At 41.1% G+C, this 18,218-nt stretch carries 17 protein-coding genes; 7 read left to right on the top strand and 10 right to left on the bottom strand.

Annotation, left to right across the window (positions count from 1 at the left end; all coding sequences use genetic code 11):
- The 3 genes from AB5935_RS16030 to AB5935_RS16020 all read left to right on the top strand — a co-directional run.
- A partial coding sequence (locus AB5935_RS16030; protein WP_368327483.1) for a solute carrier family 23 protein occupies positions 1 to 730 on the top strand: 730 nt, incomplete at its 5' end.
- A 102-nt stretch (positions 731 to 832) separates the two neighbouring features.
- Positions 833 to 2,263, top strand: a complete 1,431-nt coding sequence (locus AB5935_RS16025) for a phosphotransferase (protein WP_007842650.1) — start codon at positions 833 to 835, stop codon at positions 2,261 to 2,263.
- The gene (locus AB5935_RS16020; RefSeq protein ID WP_007837695.1) at positions 2,260 to 3,105 is read left to right on the top strand and encodes a sugar phosphate nucleotidyltransferase; all 846 of its coding nucleotides are present in this window, start codon (positions 2,260 to 2,262) and stop codon (positions 3,103 to 3,105) included. Before AB5935_RS16025 ends, AB5935_RS16020 begins: the two co-directional genes overlap by 4 nt.
- Positions 3,106 to 3,233: 128 nt before the next feature.
- Here AB5935_RS16020 and metH read toward each other — a convergent pair whose 3' ends face one another.
- From metH to AB5935_RS16000, 4 genes are all read right to left on the bottom strand, one after another.
- Positions 3,234 to 5,987: a methionine synthase gene (gene metH, locus AB5935_RS16015; protein ID WP_038612225.1), complete on the bottom strand. Its 2,754-nt coding sequence runs from the start codon at positions 5,985 to 5,987 to the stop codon at positions 3,234 to 3,236.
- 110 nt (positions 5,988 to 6,097) lie between these two features.
- A complete protein-coding gene (smpB, locus tag AB5935_RS16010; RefSeq protein WP_007837693.1) occupies positions 6,098 to 6,550 on the bottom strand; it encodes an SsrA-binding protein in 453 nt (150 codons plus the stop codon).
- Complete coding sequence (locus AB5935_RS16005) at positions 6,550 to 7,119, bottom strand: Yip1 family protein (RefSeq protein ID WP_007837692.1); 570 nt, start codon at positions 7,117 to 7,119, stop codon at positions 6,550 to 6,552. The genes smpB and AB5935_RS16005 overlap by 1 nt, the downstream gene beginning before the upstream one ends.
- Positions 7,120 to 7,857: 738 nt before the next feature.
- The gene (locus AB5935_RS16000) at positions 7,858 to 8,613 is read right to left on the bottom strand and encodes a hypothetical protein (RefSeq protein ID WP_007842637.1); all 756 of its coding nucleotides are present in this window, start codon (positions 8,611 to 8,613) and stop codon (positions 7,858 to 7,860) included.
- 347 nt (positions 8,614 to 8,960) lie between these two features.
- Between AB5935_RS16000 and AB5935_RS15995 the strand changes: the two genes are divergently transcribed.
- Both AB5935_RS15995 and AB5935_RS15990 read left to right on the top strand, forming a co-directional pair.
- Entirely contained in the window at positions 8,961 to 9,575 is a 615-nt protein-coding gene (locus AB5935_RS15995) for a hypothetical protein (RefSeq protein ID WP_007837689.1), read from the top strand.
- A 215-nt stretch (positions 9,576 to 9,790) separates the two neighbouring features.
- Positions 9,791 to 11,170, top strand: a complete 1,380-nt coding sequence (locus AB5935_RS15990; protein WP_007845232.1) for a sodium/glutamate symporter — start codon at positions 9,791 to 9,793, stop codon at positions 11,168 to 11,170.
- A 169-nt stretch (positions 11,171 to 11,339) separates the two neighbouring features.
- Here AB5935_RS15990 and AB5935_RS15985 read toward each other — a convergent pair whose 3' ends face one another.
- Complete coding sequence (locus AB5935_RS15985) at positions 11,340 to 11,849, bottom strand: DMP19 family protein (protein WP_005847451.1); 510 nt, start codon at positions 11,847 to 11,849, stop codon at positions 11,340 to 11,342.
- 237 nt (positions 11,850 to 12,086) lie between these two features.
- Here AB5935_RS15985 and AB5935_RS15980 point away from each other — a divergent pair, with 237 nt between their 5' ends.
- Together AB5935_RS15980 and AB5935_RS15975 are read left to right on the top strand one after the other, a co-directional pair.
- Positions 12,087 to 12,788, top strand: coding sequence for an iron-sulfur cluster assembly scaffold protein (locus AB5935_RS15980; RefSeq protein WP_005847450.1), 702 nt, complete (start codon positions 12,087 to 12,089; stop codon positions 12,786 to 12,788).
- Positions 12,789 to 12,806: 18 nt separating this feature from the next.
- The gene (locus AB5935_RS15975) at positions 12,807 to 13,817 is read left to right on the top strand and encodes a GGGtGRT protein (protein WP_005847449.1); all 1,011 of its coding nucleotides are present in this window, start codon (positions 12,807 to 12,809) and stop codon (positions 13,815 to 13,817) included.
- A 568-nt stretch (positions 13,818 to 14,385) separates the two neighbouring features.
- Here the strand turns inward: AB5935_RS15975 and AB5935_RS15970 are convergent.
- From AB5935_RS15970 to AB5935_RS15950, 5 genes are read right to left on the bottom strand one after another with little or no spacing between them, the layout of a single operon-like run.
- Positions 14,386 to 15,414, bottom strand: a complete 1,029-nt coding sequence (locus AB5935_RS15970) for a DUF4857 domain-containing protein (RefSeq protein WP_007852798.1) — start codon at positions 15,412 to 15,414, stop codon at positions 14,386 to 14,388.
- A gap of 32 nt (positions 15,415 to 15,446) precedes the next feature.
- Positions 15,447 to 16,118: a hypothetical protein gene (locus AB5935_RS15965; RefSeq protein WP_007845237.1), complete on the bottom strand. Its 672-nt coding sequence runs from the start codon at positions 16,116 to 16,118 to the stop codon at positions 15,447 to 15,449.
- A gap of 23 nt (positions 16,119 to 16,141) precedes the next feature.
- On the bottom strand, positions 16,142 to 17,029 hold the full coding sequence (locus AB5935_RS15960; protein ID WP_005847446.1) for an ABC transporter ATP-binding protein: 888 nt from the start codon (positions 17,027 to 17,029) through the stop codon (positions 16,142 to 16,144).
- A gap of 27 nt (positions 17,030 to 17,056) precedes the next feature.
- Complete coding sequence (locus AB5935_RS15955) at positions 17,057 to 17,632, bottom strand: PepSY-associated TM helix domain-containing protein (RefSeq protein WP_005847445.1); 576 nt, start codon at positions 17,630 to 17,632, stop codon at positions 17,057 to 17,059.
- A complete protein-coding gene (locus AB5935_RS15950) occupies positions 17,616 to 18,200 on the bottom strand; it encodes a hypothetical protein (protein WP_005847444.1) in 585 nt (194 codons plus the stop codon). Before AB5935_RS15950 ends, AB5935_RS15955 begins: the two co-directional genes overlap by 17 nt.
- Between the last annotated feature and the right edge of the window lie 18 nt (positions 18,201 to 18,218).

Here is an 18,218-nt window from a genome sequence, read left to right as displayed (position 1 = left end):
CCTACGCATGAGTTCCATCGTTATCGGCTTGATTATAGGATATTTAGTTGCCTGGGGCCTCGGTAGAATTGATTTCTCGGCAGTACAAAGTTTTGGTGGTTTCAATATTCCCCTCCCATTCAAATACGGACTGGATTTCGACTTCTCCGCATTCATAGCTTTGGGATTAGTATTTTTGATAACAGCCATAGAAGCCTATGGAGACATTACTGCCAATTCTCTGATATCAGGAGAACCTGTAGAAGGAAAAGTATTCATCAAACGTGCTTCAGGAGGAATTTTGGCAGACGGATTCAATTCGATGCTGGCAGGTATTCTCAATTCTTTTCCAAACTCCGTTTTCGCGCAAAATAACGGCATGATACAACTGACAGGAGTAGCCAGCCGATATGTAGGCTATTACATTGCAGGTTTCCTTATTTTATTAGGATTATTTCCCAGTGTAGGATTAATTTTCTCCCTAATGCCCGAACCTGTATTGGGAGGCGCTACTTTACTGATGTTCGGAACAGTGGCTTCAGCAGGCATTCGTATTATCGCAGCACAAAAGATTAACCGGAAAGCAACATTAGTCATCGCACTTAGTTTCGCTTTAGGTTTAAGTGTAGAAATGGTTCCTGAAATACTATGTCAATTTCCAGAATCAATAAAGAATATTTTCTCATCCGGCATTACAACAGGTGGAGTTACTGCCATCATTTCAAATGCACTGATACGGATGAAAGAGTAAAAACAAGTAATTTTCTCATAAATTGGAACTAAAGCATTAACTTTCTTTGCAAATCAGCAAAGGAAGGGAGAATAATATATATCTTTGCTCCAAAATATGATTATGACTACAGAGGATTTACAGAACCTATATCAAACCTACCTCGGAGAAGTACCCGAAGAGATTGTAGAATTACCTTCATCCGGTTCCAACAGGCGTTATTTCCGGCTGACCGGAACTAAAAAATTGATTGGCGTATACGGCACCTCCAAAGAAGAAAATGAAGCCTTTCTTTATATGGCAGCACACTTCCGCAAGAAAGGTCTTCCTGTTCCAGAAGTATACATCTGTTCTGAAGACAAGAATTGTTATCTGCAAGAAGATTTAGGAGATATCCTTTTATTCAACGCTATTGAAAAAGGGCGGGCGACCAGCGTCTTCTCCGAAGAGGAGAAAGAAATGCTGCGCAAGACCATCCGCTTACTGCCTTCTATCCAATTTGCCGGAGCAGACGGCTTTGATTTTTCACACTGTTATCCCCAAGCCGAATTCAACCAACGTTCTATCCTTTGGGACTTGAACTATTTTAAATACTGCTTTTTGAAAGCTACCGGACTGGAGTTCCAAGAAGACAAGCTGGAAGATGACTTTCAAAAAATGAGTGATGTACTGCTACGCAGTTCTTCCGCCACTTTTATGTATCGGGATTTCCAAAGCAGAAACGTGATGATAAAGGATGGAGCACCCTGGTTCATTGATTTCCAGGGAGGACGTAAAGGACCGTTTTTCTATGATGTAGCCTCTTTCTTATGGCAGGCTAAAGCTAAATTTCCCGAAACTCTGCGCAATGAACTGTTGGAAGAATATATAGACGCCCTATGTAAATATAAACCCGTAGACCGTGATTATTTCTTCAACCAACTGCGTCATTTCGTGCTCTTCCGCACCTTGCAAGTATTGGGAGCTTACGGTTTCCGTGGCTATTTCGAAAAGAAGCCACATTTTATCCAAAGTGTACCATACGCCATTGAGAACCTGAGGCAATTACTTCATAATGAATATCCCGAGTATCCCTATTTATGCTCCGTACTAAGGGAACTTACCGAACTGAAGCAGTTCAAGGATGATTTGAAGAAACGGCAACTCACAGTGAAAGTCATGAGTTTCGCCTATAAGAAAGGTATTCCCGATGATCCTACAGGCAACGGTGGAGGGTATGTCTTCGATTGCCGTGCCGTAAATAATCCCGGAAAATACGAACGTTATAAACCTTTCACCGGGCTGGATGAGCCGGTCATTCGCTTTCTGGAAGAAGACGGTGAAATATTCCCATTTCTGGATGCTGCTTATTCTTTAGTAGACGCTTCGGTAAAACGATATATGGAACGCGGATTCAGTAACTTATCTATATGTTTTGGCTGCACAGGAGGACAACATCGTTCTGTTTATTCGGCACAACACATGGCAGAACACCTCAATAAAAAATTCGGTATAAAAGTAGAGTTAATACACCGAGAACAGAATATAGAACAAACATTTGAAAGAACATTATGAAAGCAATGATTTTTGCAGCCGGACTAGGCAGCCGACTTAAACCTTTAACAGACACCCGGCCTAAAGCATTAATAACGGTGGGTGGAAAAACCATGTTAGAGCACATCATCTTAAAACTGAAAGCAGCAGGATTTGATGAAATAGTAATCAATGTACACCACTTTTCCAATCAGATTCTCGCTTTTCTGGAAGCTAACCAGAACTTCGGAATCGATATACAAATCTCGGACGAGACAGACTGTCTGCTTGATACGGGCGGCGGTTTGGAAAGAGCATACTACTTATTACATCATCCTGAGGATATGTTTACCAAAGAAGGCGAAACTCCGTATGAACTGATATTCGAAAATCTGATGAAAGGAATGGATGAGGAAGAAATAATCGAAAGAGGCTTAGGAATTATGCGGAAAGAATGCTACTTGCTCCACAATGTAGATATCCTTTCCAATTGCGATTTTGAAAGTCTTATGTATTATCATCAGAATAGTTCTAACATCAATGCCACCCTTTTAGTCAGCCCACGCAAGACCTCCCGTTATCTGTTGTTTAATGACGATAATCTGTTACGTGGCTGGGTCAATAAAGACACCATGGAAACCAAACCGGCAGGACTCCGGTATAAAGAAGGGGAATATCGGGAATACGCCTATAGCGGGATACAAGTGACTACTCCTAAAATTTTAAATCTCCTTCCCAGAGGAAAATATTCCATTATCGATTTCTATCTCTCCATATGTCACAGAGTCGACATCCAGTGCTATGTAGAAGATGATTTGCAATTGCTTGATATCGGTAAACCGGAAAATCTGGAAAAAGCGGAAGAGTTTCTCAGTAAATTATAACCAGTCCAAGAAATATATCCAATAAAACAGCTTCTTATTCTTTCGGATAAAATGGGCAGATAAAAAAAGTCGTAACTTTATGAAGTGCCCCCCAAAAGTTTTGTGTCTAACTTTTGGGGGACACTTCATTATGACCAAAGGTTCAATTTATTTTTTTGAGCTTCCTCCAAAGATACCGTTTTTACCTGTTTGGTACTGTTTTTCAGACGAAGTTCCTCATATTCTTTGTTCAGCCTTTCCACAAATTCAGAAGAAGATTCCGGATTCAGCAAACGGGCGGCTACCAAGGCATTCTGTGAAGCATCTTTCATGTGAATGACCGGACCTCCATAAACAGGTGCTATTTTCAAGGCAGTATGCAGCTTGGAAGTAGTGGCTCCTCCAATCATAATGGGAATGTCCAGCCCCGCACGCTTTAACTCTACAGCCACATGCGCCATTTCTTCCAATGATGGAGTAATCAGCCCGCTTAATCCTATTATATCCACCTTTTCCTCTATAGCCTTCCGGACTATCATTTCAGCAGGAACCATCACGCCAAGGTCTATAATTTCATAGTTATTACAAGCCATGACCACTGATACGATATTCTTCCCAATATCATGCACATCCCCTTTTACGGTAGCCATCAATACCTTTCCAGCGCTGCGGGCACCTTCTTGTTTATCAGCCTCAATAAGAGGTTGCAAAATAGCTACTGCCTTTTTCATGGTACGAGCAGTCTTCACAACTTGCGGTAAGAACATTTTCCCTGCTCCAAACAGCTCTCCTACCCTATTCATACCTTCCATCAACGGACCTTCAATAATATCCACCGCCTTAGGATATAGTTTCACCGCTTCCGCCAAATCTTCTTCCAAGTGATCACCAACACCTTTTATCAAGGCATACTGAAGACGTTTCTCTACCATCGGTTCCTCACGCCACACATCCTGCTTTACGGCTTCTGTTCCGGTCGCCGTATTTTTCAACGCCTCAGCAGTTTCTATCAAACGTTCGGCAGCATCGGGCCTGCGGTTTAAGACTACATCCTCTATCCGTTCCAGCACATCAGCAGGAATATCTGTATAAAGCACCGAAGTAGCAGGATTTACAATACCCATATCCATACCTTGACGAATAGCATGATAAAGGAATACGGCATGCATTGCCTCACGGATATAATTATTTCCACGGAAAGAGAACGACAGATTGCTCACACCACCACTGATATGTGCTCCGGGTAAATTCTTCTTTATCCATCCGGTGGCATTGATAAAGTCTACCGCATAATTATTATGCTCTTCAATACCAGTAGCCACAGCCAGTACATTGGGATCGAAAATGATATCATGAGGATTAAAGCCTACCTGCTCCGTCAATATTTTATAAGCACGGGCACATACTTCAATTTTACGTTCAAAAGTATCAGCCTGTCCTTTCTCATCAAAAGCCATCACCACAGTGGCAGCTCCCAATTTCTTTATCAGACGGGCATGTTCTATAAATTTCTCCTCCCCTTCCTTCAAAGAAATAGAATTGACAATAGATTTTCCTTGCAGACATTTCAGTCCGGCCTCAATGACTTCCCACTTGGAAGAGTCAATCATGATGGGTACACGGGCTATATCAGGCTCGGACATGACCAGATTCAAGAAAGTAGTCATCTCCTCCCGGGCATCCAGCAAACCGTCATCCATATTCACATCAATCACCAAAGCACCGTCTTCCACCTGCTTGCGGGCGATACTTAGCGCTTCCTCATATTTCTTTTCATTGATTAAACGGAGAAATTTACGGGATCCGGCCACATTGCAACGCTCACCTACATTAATAAAATTCATTTCGGGAGTCTGCTCCAACAGTTCCAACCCGGAAAGCCACAGCCTCTCAGGAGTGGTGGCAGGAATATGAGGAGGCACCCAGGCAGAACCGGAAACAATCAATTCCTGATATTTTGCAATATATTCCTCCGTTGTACCACAACAACCACCGATAATGTTTACTAATCCTTCATCGATATATTCCTTCACTTCTGAAGCCATTTCCTCTGGAGTCTGGTCATACTGTCCCAAACTGTTGGGAAGTCCGGCATTGGGATAGGCACTTATATAATAAGGTGCGCGTGCGGCCAGCCCTTCCAAAAAAGGTTTCAATTGTTTCGCTCCGAATGAGCAGTTCAGACCGATAGAAAAAATAGGCGCGTGCTGTACGGATGCCAGAAAAGCATCCAATGTTTGCCCCGAAAGAGTACGTCCTGCAATATCCGAAACAGTAACAGAAAGCATAAGAGGAACCTCGCGCCCTGTCTTCTTCATTGCCGTTTCCGCAGCATAAATGGCCGCTTTGGCATTCAGGGAGTCGAAAATGGTTTCTATCAGAAGCGCATCCACCCCTCCTTCCAGCAGGGCCTCCATTTGTTCCTGATAGGCGGTGGCCAGTTCATCGTATGTCAAAGCACGCAAGGCCGGATTATTGACATCCGGACTCATGGAACAAGTCTTGTTGGTAGGACCTACCGAACCTGCTACAAATCTAGGTTTACGAGGGGTCTTCGCGGTATATTCATCGGCCAGTTCGCGAGCAAGTCTGGCAGCGGCCAGATTAATCTCACGACACAAATCCTGCATATGATAGTCTGCCATCGAAATCCGTTGGGCATTGAACGTATTTGTTTCAATAATATCAGCTCCCGCTTCCAGGTATTTGCGGTGAATGTCCTTTATCACATCCGGACGAGTAAGGCAAAGCAAATCATTATTACCTTTCATTTGTCCGGGTATCCCGGCAAAACGCTCTCCGCGAAAATCCTGTTCGGACAGGTTGTACCGTTGTATCATGGTTCCCATCGCACCGTCAAGGATGAGGACCCGCTCGTTGATTATTTGTTTTAATGTAGCCATAGGTCTATTTTTTAGGCACGAATTACACGGACAACACGGATTTCCTCTGTGGTTGCTACAACCGGGAACCGTGAAATTCATGTAATCCGTGCCTAATTATTATAAAATATTTATCTTTTAAACATACGGTCCATTTCGCGACGGTCGTCTTTTTCTTTCAACGACTCGCGCTTATCATATTGTTTTTTACCTTTTGCCAATGCGACAACCAACTTTGCCAGTCCTTTTTCATTAATAAACAGACGGACAGGAACAATCGTAAAACCGGGATTCTTTCCGGCTTCTTCCAATTTTCGCAGTTCTTTCTTGCTCAACAATAATTTGCGTTCTCGACGGGCGGAGTGGTTATTATATGAACCATAGAAGTACTCGGCAATGTGCATATTCTTCACCCACAACTCGCCTTGCACAAAATAACAATAGGTATCTACCAGGCTGGCTTTGCCCAAACGGATGGATTTTATCTCAGTTCCCGTGAGCACGATACCTGCCGTGTACGTATCGATAAATTCATAATCGAACGATGCACGCTTATTCTTTATATTAACAGGAGTCGGTTTCATTAATTCAAAATAACAGATAACTCATTAAACACAGCGGCAATCAATGCCGGACAAACAATTATAATAACTGAAGCAATCAAGGTGTATCGTGTCAGTTTCTCTTCATTTACCTTCATCAGGGTACGTGCACCTTCGAACACCACAAATACGGTGTAAAATTGCAATATCCAATGAAGGATGGAAATAGAAAACAACCCGCTGACAATATCGAGCACAAAAGTCACTACCATAGAATAACCTACAAACTGCTGATTTAGTTCATACTGGTCTTCACGCCCTAAAAGTTTCTTGCCCAATTGGTCTATGGCGTATGCCGCCAAAAAATATCCTCCAAACAAGGATACAAATATAGCACAACATCGTGTCATCGCTATTTGGAAAGCAGCGACTCCTTCCGTATTTCCTATGAATGTACCTATAAAAACGGATAAACCACATAAGCCTATCATGGGATAAACAAATGCTCCCAACACTTTACGCCTATCCTCTTCTCTGCTAATTTCCTCCCACACTTTTGCCGGAGACGAAATCAACGCTATTACTCGCTTAAATAAATCTTTGTAGTTCAATGCCTAATCTATTTACCTCTGTTCAACTTCAATGAAATGCAAAGGTAATTAATTCACTGGAATAAACGAATAAAAAACGCATACTTCTCTTGGGGGAATCAAAAAATAAGAGTACTTTTATTATAAATTTAGAAGAAGGACAAATATAACTAAGGCAAAATGACAAAAGAAAAAACTTTGAAAGCTTTAGAATATAAAAAAACTAAATGTTAATTTAAAAGAAGGATGTCTGGGAATTTTCTCTCCATAGGGAATGCATAGCTTTATAATCAGGTTCATCCTTAAAAGATCTTATCCATACCTCTAAACCTTTCTTGCCGTATGGTTAAGGGTTTTCTTCCTGCCTGTTTTATCTCCGCAAGCCTTTGGAGTTAACTCCATAGTCTTGGGAGATAACTCCAAAACTTATGGAGATAACTCCAAAGGCTATGGAGATAGAATACATCCGCATAAAAAGGTTTAATCAAGAGATAGAAAATGTTTATGCAACAGGAACGAATGCGATATGTTGTTATTACGGCAGCAGAAAGATCGAACCGTTTAAAAATTCATGTTAACTCTTTTCACATGCAGGAGGTATATACTGAATCTAAAGAAAGATATGAACAGGAAAATAAGAAGTAGTCCCCGTCAAATTTCTATCCCCCTTATCTTATGAATTGAACCATATAGTTCCATTAAATAAAAAATCCCCTTCAACCGTAGCTGAAGAGGATTTTACTATATAATAAAATATCATTAATAGCTTGCTTGCATATTCGAAGCACTACATTTCACTGTAGAAACAAGTTCTTTATCATTTTCTCCCTTTGCCGTCACCTTAACTACAATAGTATCACTCTTAGGCACTACTTGATCGAAAATATCACGAAATTTCATATCATTAAAAGGCATATGGAAACTAATCAAAGCACTCCCTGTCTGATAAGCATCATCAGCTCCTTTGGTCTGTTGAAGTTTTGTCACCAATGTATCCTCTTTGGCTTCTACAGCATATAAATGGAAATCGTTCATACTCAGCTGTTCTTTAGTTTTAAAAGTAAAAGGTACGTTAACATATCCATTTATGGCCCATATCTTATTATTAGAATCTTCCAATGACACTAGTGCATAATCAGTTCTCAATGTATCAGACTGAACATTAAAATCTTTATAATTCAAAATAGCCAATACGCCAACTTCACTTACCTTATAAGACTTTTTCCCTTCTGTAATTGCTTCTCCTTCCATCAATTTGATCCCTACCTGCGCACGCTTGTAATAACTGCCGTCAGATGCCTTAAGACCAGCCAATACACTTGAAGCCACTGGAGTATAAGTATATCCCCATGCATCTCCTTTCAGAACGGTTCCACCAAAAATACTACCTTCTTCCACAGTAACGATCTCATAAAGATCATAATTGGAGCCGCTATCACCATCATTCAAACAAGAACTAAAAGTAAACACCGATACTAACCCAGCAAATATTGCTGCCAATTTCATTTTTTTCATTTTCTTCTTTATAATTATTAGGGTTTGCAAAATTAAATAAAAGAACCGGTTTCCAAGAAAGAAACTTAATTCTTTTTATTGTTTTAATGATTAAATGAAAAATTGGCTTAAATACTGCGTCGTCACTTACTTTTTAACATTATTTTTTATTCATATCTCATTCTCTGATAAGACTTGCTTTATCTTTTGTTTTAGCTATTTTTTCCACCGAGATTCACTTGTAATCTATCTGCCATTAACCCATTAATAAAAATTAATACATAAAAGAACAAGCAGTTTAGCTATAGTACCACTTTATTTCCTATCTTTGAAACAAAACACCCATTAACCATAAAATCTAGAATATTATGCTAATACTCAAGAAATCATGTAAAGCATTGTTCACCGCCCTATGTACATTGTTTATATACTCTTGCAGCAGCAATGATAAACTGGATATCAACAATTATCAGTTGCAATCCATTCAATGGAAACTTAGTGCAGATGATGCCGAGAAAGTCGATACAATTGAGTTGCCTCCTAAAATAACCAGCAACAATACAGAAGAACCTATGTCTATCACTTTTTCATTTGAAAAAAACATAAAAGAGACATCACAATTTTACAGTGACGACCCGGAACTATTCAATTCTTTGACTTTAAAAGAGAATATATTGGTTGATATTACAGCTAATGCCAGTACCTTGAGTTCTGAATATAGAAAATTATCATCCGACTTACATGCACCTCTGTCCCTTAACGAAACAGTGCTTTCCCCTCTATATAAATCAAAAGAAACACTAAAACTTTCTCCACATACAAAAGTAACGACTGAATGTAAAATATATATCAAAGAATATACAGCAACCTATTTGGCTATTTTTGCAAATGACAAAGGAGAAACTATAGAGATGAGTGGCAAATGGAAAGGAGCATTCAATAAAGGTTCCAAGGTTACTTATATTCTTAAAGATATAAAATGAAACATTTGAATTTAATATAGGGTAATGAAGTGGACTACAGCATAACCAATCCTCATCTACCCTATATTTTTCAAGAACATTTTTTTAAATCAGCCTATGACTAAAAGAATCGGCATAAATATATAGTTAAATATGTAATCTACATGATACCTGTATATTATTTTTGCCGATAAGATCAATTTCCATTCCTACCGATTCGGTAAAATAAACTATTTATGAACGCTGTATTCTTCAACGAATACATCCAAACAAATCCTAGATTTATGACCGATTTCACCCCGTGGACACTCTTTGTCGATACAGGCATCATCTCAGTACTGCTACTGCTCGGCAAACTCATGAGAGTAAAAATAAGATTCATCCAAAGGCTGTTCATCCCCCCTAGCCTGTTGGCCGGGTTTATAGGACTGTCCTTGGGACCTCACGGTTTCGGCATCATACCTCTTTCCACCCAAACAGGAACTTATGCCGGCATATTGATAGCCTTCATTTTCGGCGCTCTCCCCCTCACCTCACAAAAGGCAGCCAAAGGAGATGCAGACAATATAGGCAGCATGTGGGCATATTCACAGGCAGGAATGTTGTTGCAATGGGCTTTCGGAGGACTGTTGGGATTGCTTGTCCTGAACCGGATATGGCCCTTGAACCCTGCCTTCGGCATCACTATGCCAAGCGGCTATTGCGGCGGGCACGGTACAGCAGCAGCCATCGGACAGGCTTTCAGCCAGTTCGGATATGACGAAATTCTAACTTTGGCCATGACTGCCGCCACCTTCGGTATCGTAGCGGCAGTCATTATCGGACTGATCATTATAAAATGGGGGACAAAGAAAGGGCACACCTCCTTCCTCGCCAATTACGATGACCTTCCTCACGAATTACAGACAGGCCTGTTGCCCGGCGACAAACGGGAAAGCATGGGTGAAAGTTCTTGCTCTTCCATCTCCATTGACCCGCTGACCTTCAATCTTATCATTGTAGCAGTGATAGCATTAGGCGGATACTGCATCAGCAAAACAGTATCCCACTTTATGCCGGGGTTTGAACTGCCGGTATTCAGTTGCGCATTTGTGGTAGGTATATTCATCAAAAAGATATTCGACAAAACAAAAACCAGTGATTATGTCTGCCCGCAAACCATAGGCCACATCAGCGGAGCCTTTACCGATTTTCTGGTAGCTTTTGGAATTGCTTCCATTAAAATATCTGTTGTAATAGAGTACATCATACCCTTATTAATTCTGTTAGTCTCAGGATTAATTGCAACCCTGATTTATGTTCTGGTCATGGCCCGCAAATTAATGAAAGACTGTTGGTTCGAGAAAGCTATCTTCACATGGGGATGGTTTACTGGAACTATGGCTATGGGCATCGCATTGCTCCGCGTTGCAGACCCCAAAATGCGCAGCCGATGCCTGGATAACTATGCACTGGCTTACTTGTTCATCGCCCCGGTAGAGATTTCTCTGATAACTTTCGCTCCGGTAGCTTTCTTGAACGGTTACGGGCTGGTGGTTACGGGAATCTGCCTGGCGGCAGGACTTGCCGTACTGGCAACCGCCTATATCAAAGGTTGGTTTATCAGGAAACAATAAATGGAATGACACCGGAATAACAAGACAAAAAAAGTAAGTTAACTTGCTTGACCAAGCAACATAGGTTCGTCAGCCAACGAACGTATCTTACTTAGCTATTGAAGCCAACTTACTTTTTTTATATCAAAACGCATGAGCTTATACCCGACAAAGTACGCAAAAGTCCTTGTCATACAATCTCCGCAAACTCCTCAATATGATTGTCCACATATTCTGCAATCCGGGCAGTTACCGACTCTTCCATATCCATGAACTGCTCTTCCAACTCATCAAAGGCCTCGTATTGCTCATACATTGCCATAAATTCCTCATCATCCCTGTCCTTTTCCAAATCAGCACGGTTCTCATCATATATTTTCTTCGCGCTATAAATCAATTTGGCAAATTCTTTCGCTCCAAACTGCCGCATTGCTTTTGCAAAAGGATTATCAAAGATATAAGGTCCAAAACCATTCTGTATCAATTGTACAAAACCACCTTCATTTATTTCTTCACGCAAGAAATGATACCCCAACAATGAATGCTGGTAACCATTGAGCAAAGGCATTGTTTCCGCATTGACAACACCTCCTGTCACCTCTAGGTATTTATCTATAAACACCTTCAAAAAACCATCCATACCCTCTTCCGCACCTCGGCGCAAAGCTTCGTCTGTAATTGCTATTTTATTTGCTTCCATTCCTATCATTGTAATATAGGTACAAAGATAGAGGTTTCATCGGAAAGAAAAAACATTTTGGCAACTCTAGTTTGCAAAATACTGTCCTACAATAAATTTATTTTATTTAAAGATAAAAAGTGACGGGCAACAAGTTGCAGAAAAGAATAAAACGACTAACTTTGTGGGCGAAAAGAATAACCAATCTTTTCACGTGGTTTACGAATATTTATTTTATTACCAAAAAACGTAAAGAATATGACTTATTCACACGAAGTAGAACACATGTGTGTTGTGAAAAAAGGTCCTAATCACGGACCAGCTCCTATTCCTGAAGAAGGAAAGTGGGTAAAATCAAAAGAAATTAAAGACATCTCTGGTTTGACACACGGTATTGGCTGGTGTGCTCCTCAGCAGGGTGCTTGTAAACTAACCCTTAACGTAAAAGAAGGCATCATCCAGGAAGCATTGGTAGAAACTATCGGTTGCTCCGGTATGACTCACTCAGCCGCTATGGCTGCTGAAATTCTTCCGGGTAAGACTGTATTGGAAGCATTAAACACTGACTTGGTTTGTGATGCTATCAACACAGCAATGCGCGAACTATTCCTTCAAATCGTTTACGGACGTACTCAGTCAGCCTTCTCAGAAGGCGGTCTGATTATCGGTGCCGGTTTGGAAGACTTGGGTAAAGGTCTTCGCAGCCAGGTAGGTACTTTGTATGGTACTTTGGCTAAAGGTCCCCGTTACCTTGAAATGGCTGAAGGTTACATCAAAAACGTATTCCTGGATAAGAACGACGAAATCTGCGGTTACGAATTCGTTCACATGGGTAAGTTCATGGACGAAATCAAGAAGGGTACTGATGCTAATGAAGCATTGAAGAAAGTTACAGGTACTTATGGACGTGTAACTGAAGAACAAGGAGCTGTTAAGAAAATTGATCCACGTCACGAATAATTATAAGGAGGAAAGAATATGATTAGAGAAGTAAAATTCGAAAGCCAAGACCGTCGTATCAAACAGATCATTGCTGCTTTGAACGAAAACGGCATCAAAGACATCGAAGAAGCTAACGCAATCTGCGAAGCTGCCGGACTTGATCCTTATAAAACTTGTGAAGAAACTCAGCCTATCTGTTTCGAAAATGCCAAGTGGGCTTACGTAGTAGGTTCTGCCATTGCATTGAAGAAAGGTTGCAAAAACGCTGCTGAAGCTGCCGAAGCTATCGGTATCGGTCTGCAGGCATTCTGCATTCCGGGTTCTGTAGCCGACGACCGTAAAGTAGGTATCGGTCACGGTAACCTGGCTGCTATGTTGCTGCGCGAAGAAACTAAATGTTTCGCATTCCTGGCAGGTCACGAATCATTCGCTGCTGCCGAAGGTGCTATCAAAATCGCTGCAAAAGCAGACAAAGTACGTAAAGAACCTCTGCGTTGCATCTTGAACGGTTTGGGCAAAGACGCTGCACAGATCATCTCTCGTATCAACGGATTTACATACGTTCAGACTGAATTCGATTATTTCACAGGTGAACTGAAAGTAGTTCGTGAAATCGCTTATTCTGACGGTCCTCGTGCAAAAGTGAAATGCTACGGAGCTGATGATGTTCGCGAAGGTGTAGCTATCATGTGGAAAGAAGGTGTAGACGTATCAATCACCGGTAACTCTACTAACCCGACTCGTTTCCAACATCCGGTTGCAGGTACTTACAAGAAAGAACGTGTTCTTGCAGGTAAGCCTTATTTCTCAGTTGCATCAGGTGGTGGTACAGGTCGTACTCTTCACCCGGATAACATGGCTGCCGGTCCTGCTTCTTACGGTATGACGGACACTATGGGTCGTATGCACTCAGACGCTCAGTTCGCTGGTTCTTCATCTGTTCCCGCTCACGTGGAAATGATGGGATTCCTGGGTATCGGTAACAACCCGATGGTAGGATGTACAGTGGCTTGTGCTGTAGACGTTGCTACTGCTTTGAGCAAGTAATATAATACATTGCCAATATATAAATCCCTATAACCATTGCAGTTATAGGGATTTTTATTTCCAGTAATTTCATTCGTTTAACTGATGACCCACCCCCTCCTATTTTTCAATATCAATCAAAAGTATTGCAAATAATTGTCTAAAATTACGGAATGAAATTGGTTCTTTAAATCATAAATCGGTTATACAATTAAGAGTTGGTTTAGGATAAAAGGAGGTCAAAACGAAGATTATTTATATGCAATCTGGCATTTTTGAAAATTTAAAAACAAGCAAAATTCAACAACCTGTTTTATCCTGCATATACTCAAAGAACGATTATCATAATATAAAATTGACGAGCAAGAAAAACTAGATCAAATCCCTGTATCTTAAATATTATCAAAAAAAGGAAGGCTGTTTTCACGCCCTCCTGTCTGTCCGCACAATTATATAATCCCGTATTTGCAGTATCTCACAGAAGGTAGAGTTAGCTGATGCCTAACATGATAGCCCCTTTACCTAGTTGTTTTCGGTCTGTTCGAACTAATATACATTTTAATATCAGACTTCCCCTGCCAAATTCACATCAAAAACGAGGTTTTACAAATTTGTCATCTGGAGATGTAAAAGACAACCCCGGAACAGAACGGCGGATATCTTTATAGGCATGTTCTTTAATCAGTGAATAATCTGTAGCATCCAAAGCATAGTAATAATCATCTTTATCTGTCGATAACTTTACAGTCCAGTCAAACATATTTCCAAAGATGGTCAACTCATCTTTTGCCGGATCGAAACCGGGGAGAGCTGATTTCACCAAACTTCCATCACTATTGATAATATAAAAATGATGCTTGCTATCTACCATATACCCCAAAGTCCGACGGCTACGGAATTCAGTAATAAACACATATTCCGGCAAGACTCCTTCAGGCAACTGAATAGCTTTCACATACGGACGTCCTTTGGTGCACTTCAGATGGAACAATTTATGGTTGGCATCTAAAACCAGATATCCCTCATCATAGTCTTTACGAGTAGTTGGATTGCCCGAAGCATAGCATGCAGGAAAAGCAAACCCTTTCTGAACCAGCATATCCGTAAACAATTTGCTTTTCGCCTCATCGATACAATTCGTCTCCATACGAATAAATTCTATACCTTTATCGGTAAAACGGAATGCATCTTCGGGCATTTTCAAATCCACCCGTTTGGACATGGACTCCATCAGAAAATAGAGTCCTGTCTGGGAAGCATTGATGGCTGACGGCACACTCTTGAAAGTAAAGTTTGTCAATTGAATATCTTTCGGACTAACTGCCTTACCACAAATGGTATCAGGGAAACGTTCGTCCGCCGTAAGCTGGCGCACATAGAGAGAAGGCAACAAACTGTCTACCTGCTGTTGTGTATATGTATTGCCTTTCGTATCATAGCGGTGAAGTTGCTTATTCTCATCTAGTTGTGTAATAACAAAATCACCAAGTACGGAACTATACATAGTAAAAGGAGTTTTGACAGGCTTCAGTGTGAGAAAAGCATAACACCAAGGCAACTGCCATACAAGCAGGACAGCTACGGTAATATAAAAAAATATTTTGCTGAATCGAATCATGTTTGTTTGATTTTTTAATAATAAACATTCAATTAGTCTTGCTTACCGGCCTTGAACCGTACCACAGAAATCCACGAAAGAGAAGCGGCAAGCAACGTATAAAGTGTCAGACAGGGCAAGAAACTATTATATGCCTCCGCTCCCGGAGCCAGAAAGTAGACACGGAAAATCAATGCCGCAATAATCAGATTCAAAACCCTGCGCTTCCATGTGGGTTCCAGGCAAATCCATGAAACAAGCAGATAACCGGCAAATCCGGCAAGAAACCATGGAGCCGCAGATAATAAAACACGCTGCACCAACTCACTTGTAAAATGTTGTGGCAGATAAACTCCCATCATAATAAAACTCATAGCAAAACAGGTCACCAGTGCAAGTACGCCATAGGCCAACATTGACATGACCATTTTCTTCTGTGAATAAGGCAAATGCAAAGTAAGCTTCAAACACTTACGTTGCATCTCGGGGAAAAACTGTACGGCAGCAAGCAAGATACCGATAAGTAAAGGGACAAATTGCAACAAATCAATAAATATAGCATCCTTCTGGACCATCACTACCCATAAATGATCGATTCCCTGTATGGCAATGGTACGGCCAATACGAAGCATGGAATATCCTGTGATCCCTATCATAAAAAGAGTTGCCAGCAACCAATACCAACGCGTTTTTATCCACTCTTTATAAAATATGGCTTGTATCATATTTCTTCTATTTAGTTTACATATTAATACTTTCCGGTAAGACCGATAAAGGCATCTTCCAGACTTACATTTTCGTGCTGCAAACCAGTAAAGGGAACTTGACTTTCCTTCAACAGTTTCTCCACATCCACGGGAGGCAAAAAGGAGTACGTTTCCAAGGTTTGACGAATGACAGCCGGATGATAGCAAGTTGCCGGCAACTGAGGCTGATAACCCTCGGGCACAGTACAAGTATATCTTCTCAGCTCTTTCATCAACGTTTCAATAGGCTGTTGAATAAGGATAGAGCCATAATCCATAATAATACAATCATCAATCAACCGCTCCATATCCTGAATAATATGGGAAGTCAGGAAAACAGTCTTGTTCTCGGAACGGGCATAATCACGTAAATAATCCACAAAAAGACGGCGATAGCCCGGATCAAGTCCTAAAGAGAAATCATCCAGAATCAACAACTCCGGATTTTGTGCCAGGATCAGTCCCAATGCCACTTGCGAACGCTGTCCGTTCGACATTCTTGAGATACGTTGTCCCGGAGCTACCTTCAATTTATTCATCAAGTCATAATAAGCCTCCTTTTTCCATTGTCCCGGATAAAAAGAAGCATAAAACTTTTCTATTTGTGTGATATTCATAAACTGATATTGAACATGACCTTCCAGCAATAAACCGATATTCCTGCGTAAAGCAGGGTTCATGGTCTGAATGTTCTCACCAAAGATGCGACATTCGCCTGAACGCGGCTGAAGATAACCGCTCAATATATTAATGGTTGTCGTTTTCCCTGTACCATTTTTACCCAACAACCCCAAGATACGCCCTTGAGGAACTTCAAAACTCAAGTTCTCATAAATCTTGCGTTGACCGTAATAATGGGTCAGGTTCTTACATTCTATAATTGCACTCATGCTTTATAAATCATTTTTCGTTTGCTATTAGAAACACGCCAGGAAAAGAATAGGAATCAAGATACCGGCCACCAACTCGATTCCTCCTCTGCCCCACAATCCTTTAGGACCTTTTATCATCACTATACCGCTGACAGTGATAATAATCAGACAGACAGCAAAAGCATCGGCAAACCAAGTCCACCACTTACCCGGATTGAAATGGAGTTGTACCATGGAAGAGATCAGCGGACGGCGCTTCACCCCCTCGTAGACAGCATCTTTTGTCCGGGTGTTAATCACCAGACTTGAGCCTCCTTTCAGAAAAACCTTAATCAGATCCGGTTCCGGGTAATAATATTTAGTAAAATTTCCGGCTTCGCCCAGCGGTTCCAACAAAGTCAAAATCATCTTCTCATTAACTTTGCTCTTGTCCGACAGATCCTCTGTTATTTTATATTCCGTTCGTGTAACTGTATAATGGGGATTTATGCTATCCCTATGGTTCATCACGATACCCGAAATAGCATAAATCAAAATCATTCCCGCAAAGAAGAAAGACAGATCACGATGGATGATCCGGCTCCACTTGCGGAATGCAGTACCTTTATTCTGCGATTTCATAAGAACTGGCTTCCATATAGTAGAATGACAGATAATCTTTTCCGGTAGCAGCTTTTCTTTCTGCTATCTTTGCGCGAAAGTCCGCAATACGGGCTTCAGGGGTGCTGGCTGTTTCACCGCGTGCTTTTTTTTCCGAATCACACCCGGCAGCAGTTTCTCCATGAGATTTTTCAGTCTGTGCTTTCAGTTTAGCCTCCCAGTTTTGCAAGTAAGCTTCATCTACCCGCTGTTCCTTTAACGTTCCGGTCACTGTGACAATAGCGTTGATGCATTTGGTATCAAACGAGCCCAAAGGTCCGGCTTCCACACGAATCGTTTTGGTATCATCACTGCCCATCAGGAATATTTTTGTAGCTCCGTGCTTGCAGGTATGTGTGCAGATTCCTTCGATAGTCACCTCCTTGTTGGCCAGTGAATCGGCATGCACCAGCAGATTATCGATACTCAATGCCGCCGGAGCCGCCTGCTCCGTTTTTTCAGACTGGCTCTGTTTGTTACTGTTTCCACAAGAAGTAGTAGTTACTAAAGCTGCCATTAAGGTTGCAGCGACCATAAACTTAATTTTCATATGCTAACTGTTTTTATT

The organism is Phocaeicola sp. RTP21198st1_B8_RTP21198_201120 (genome assembly GCF_040929485.1).
GTDB classification, from domain to species: Bacteria; Bacteroidota; Bacteroidia; order Bacteroidales; family Bacteroidaceae; genus Phocaeicola; species Phocaeicola dorei.
Note: the sequence above shows the minus strand (reverse complement) of the source record. Positions and strands in the feature narration are given on the sequence as shown.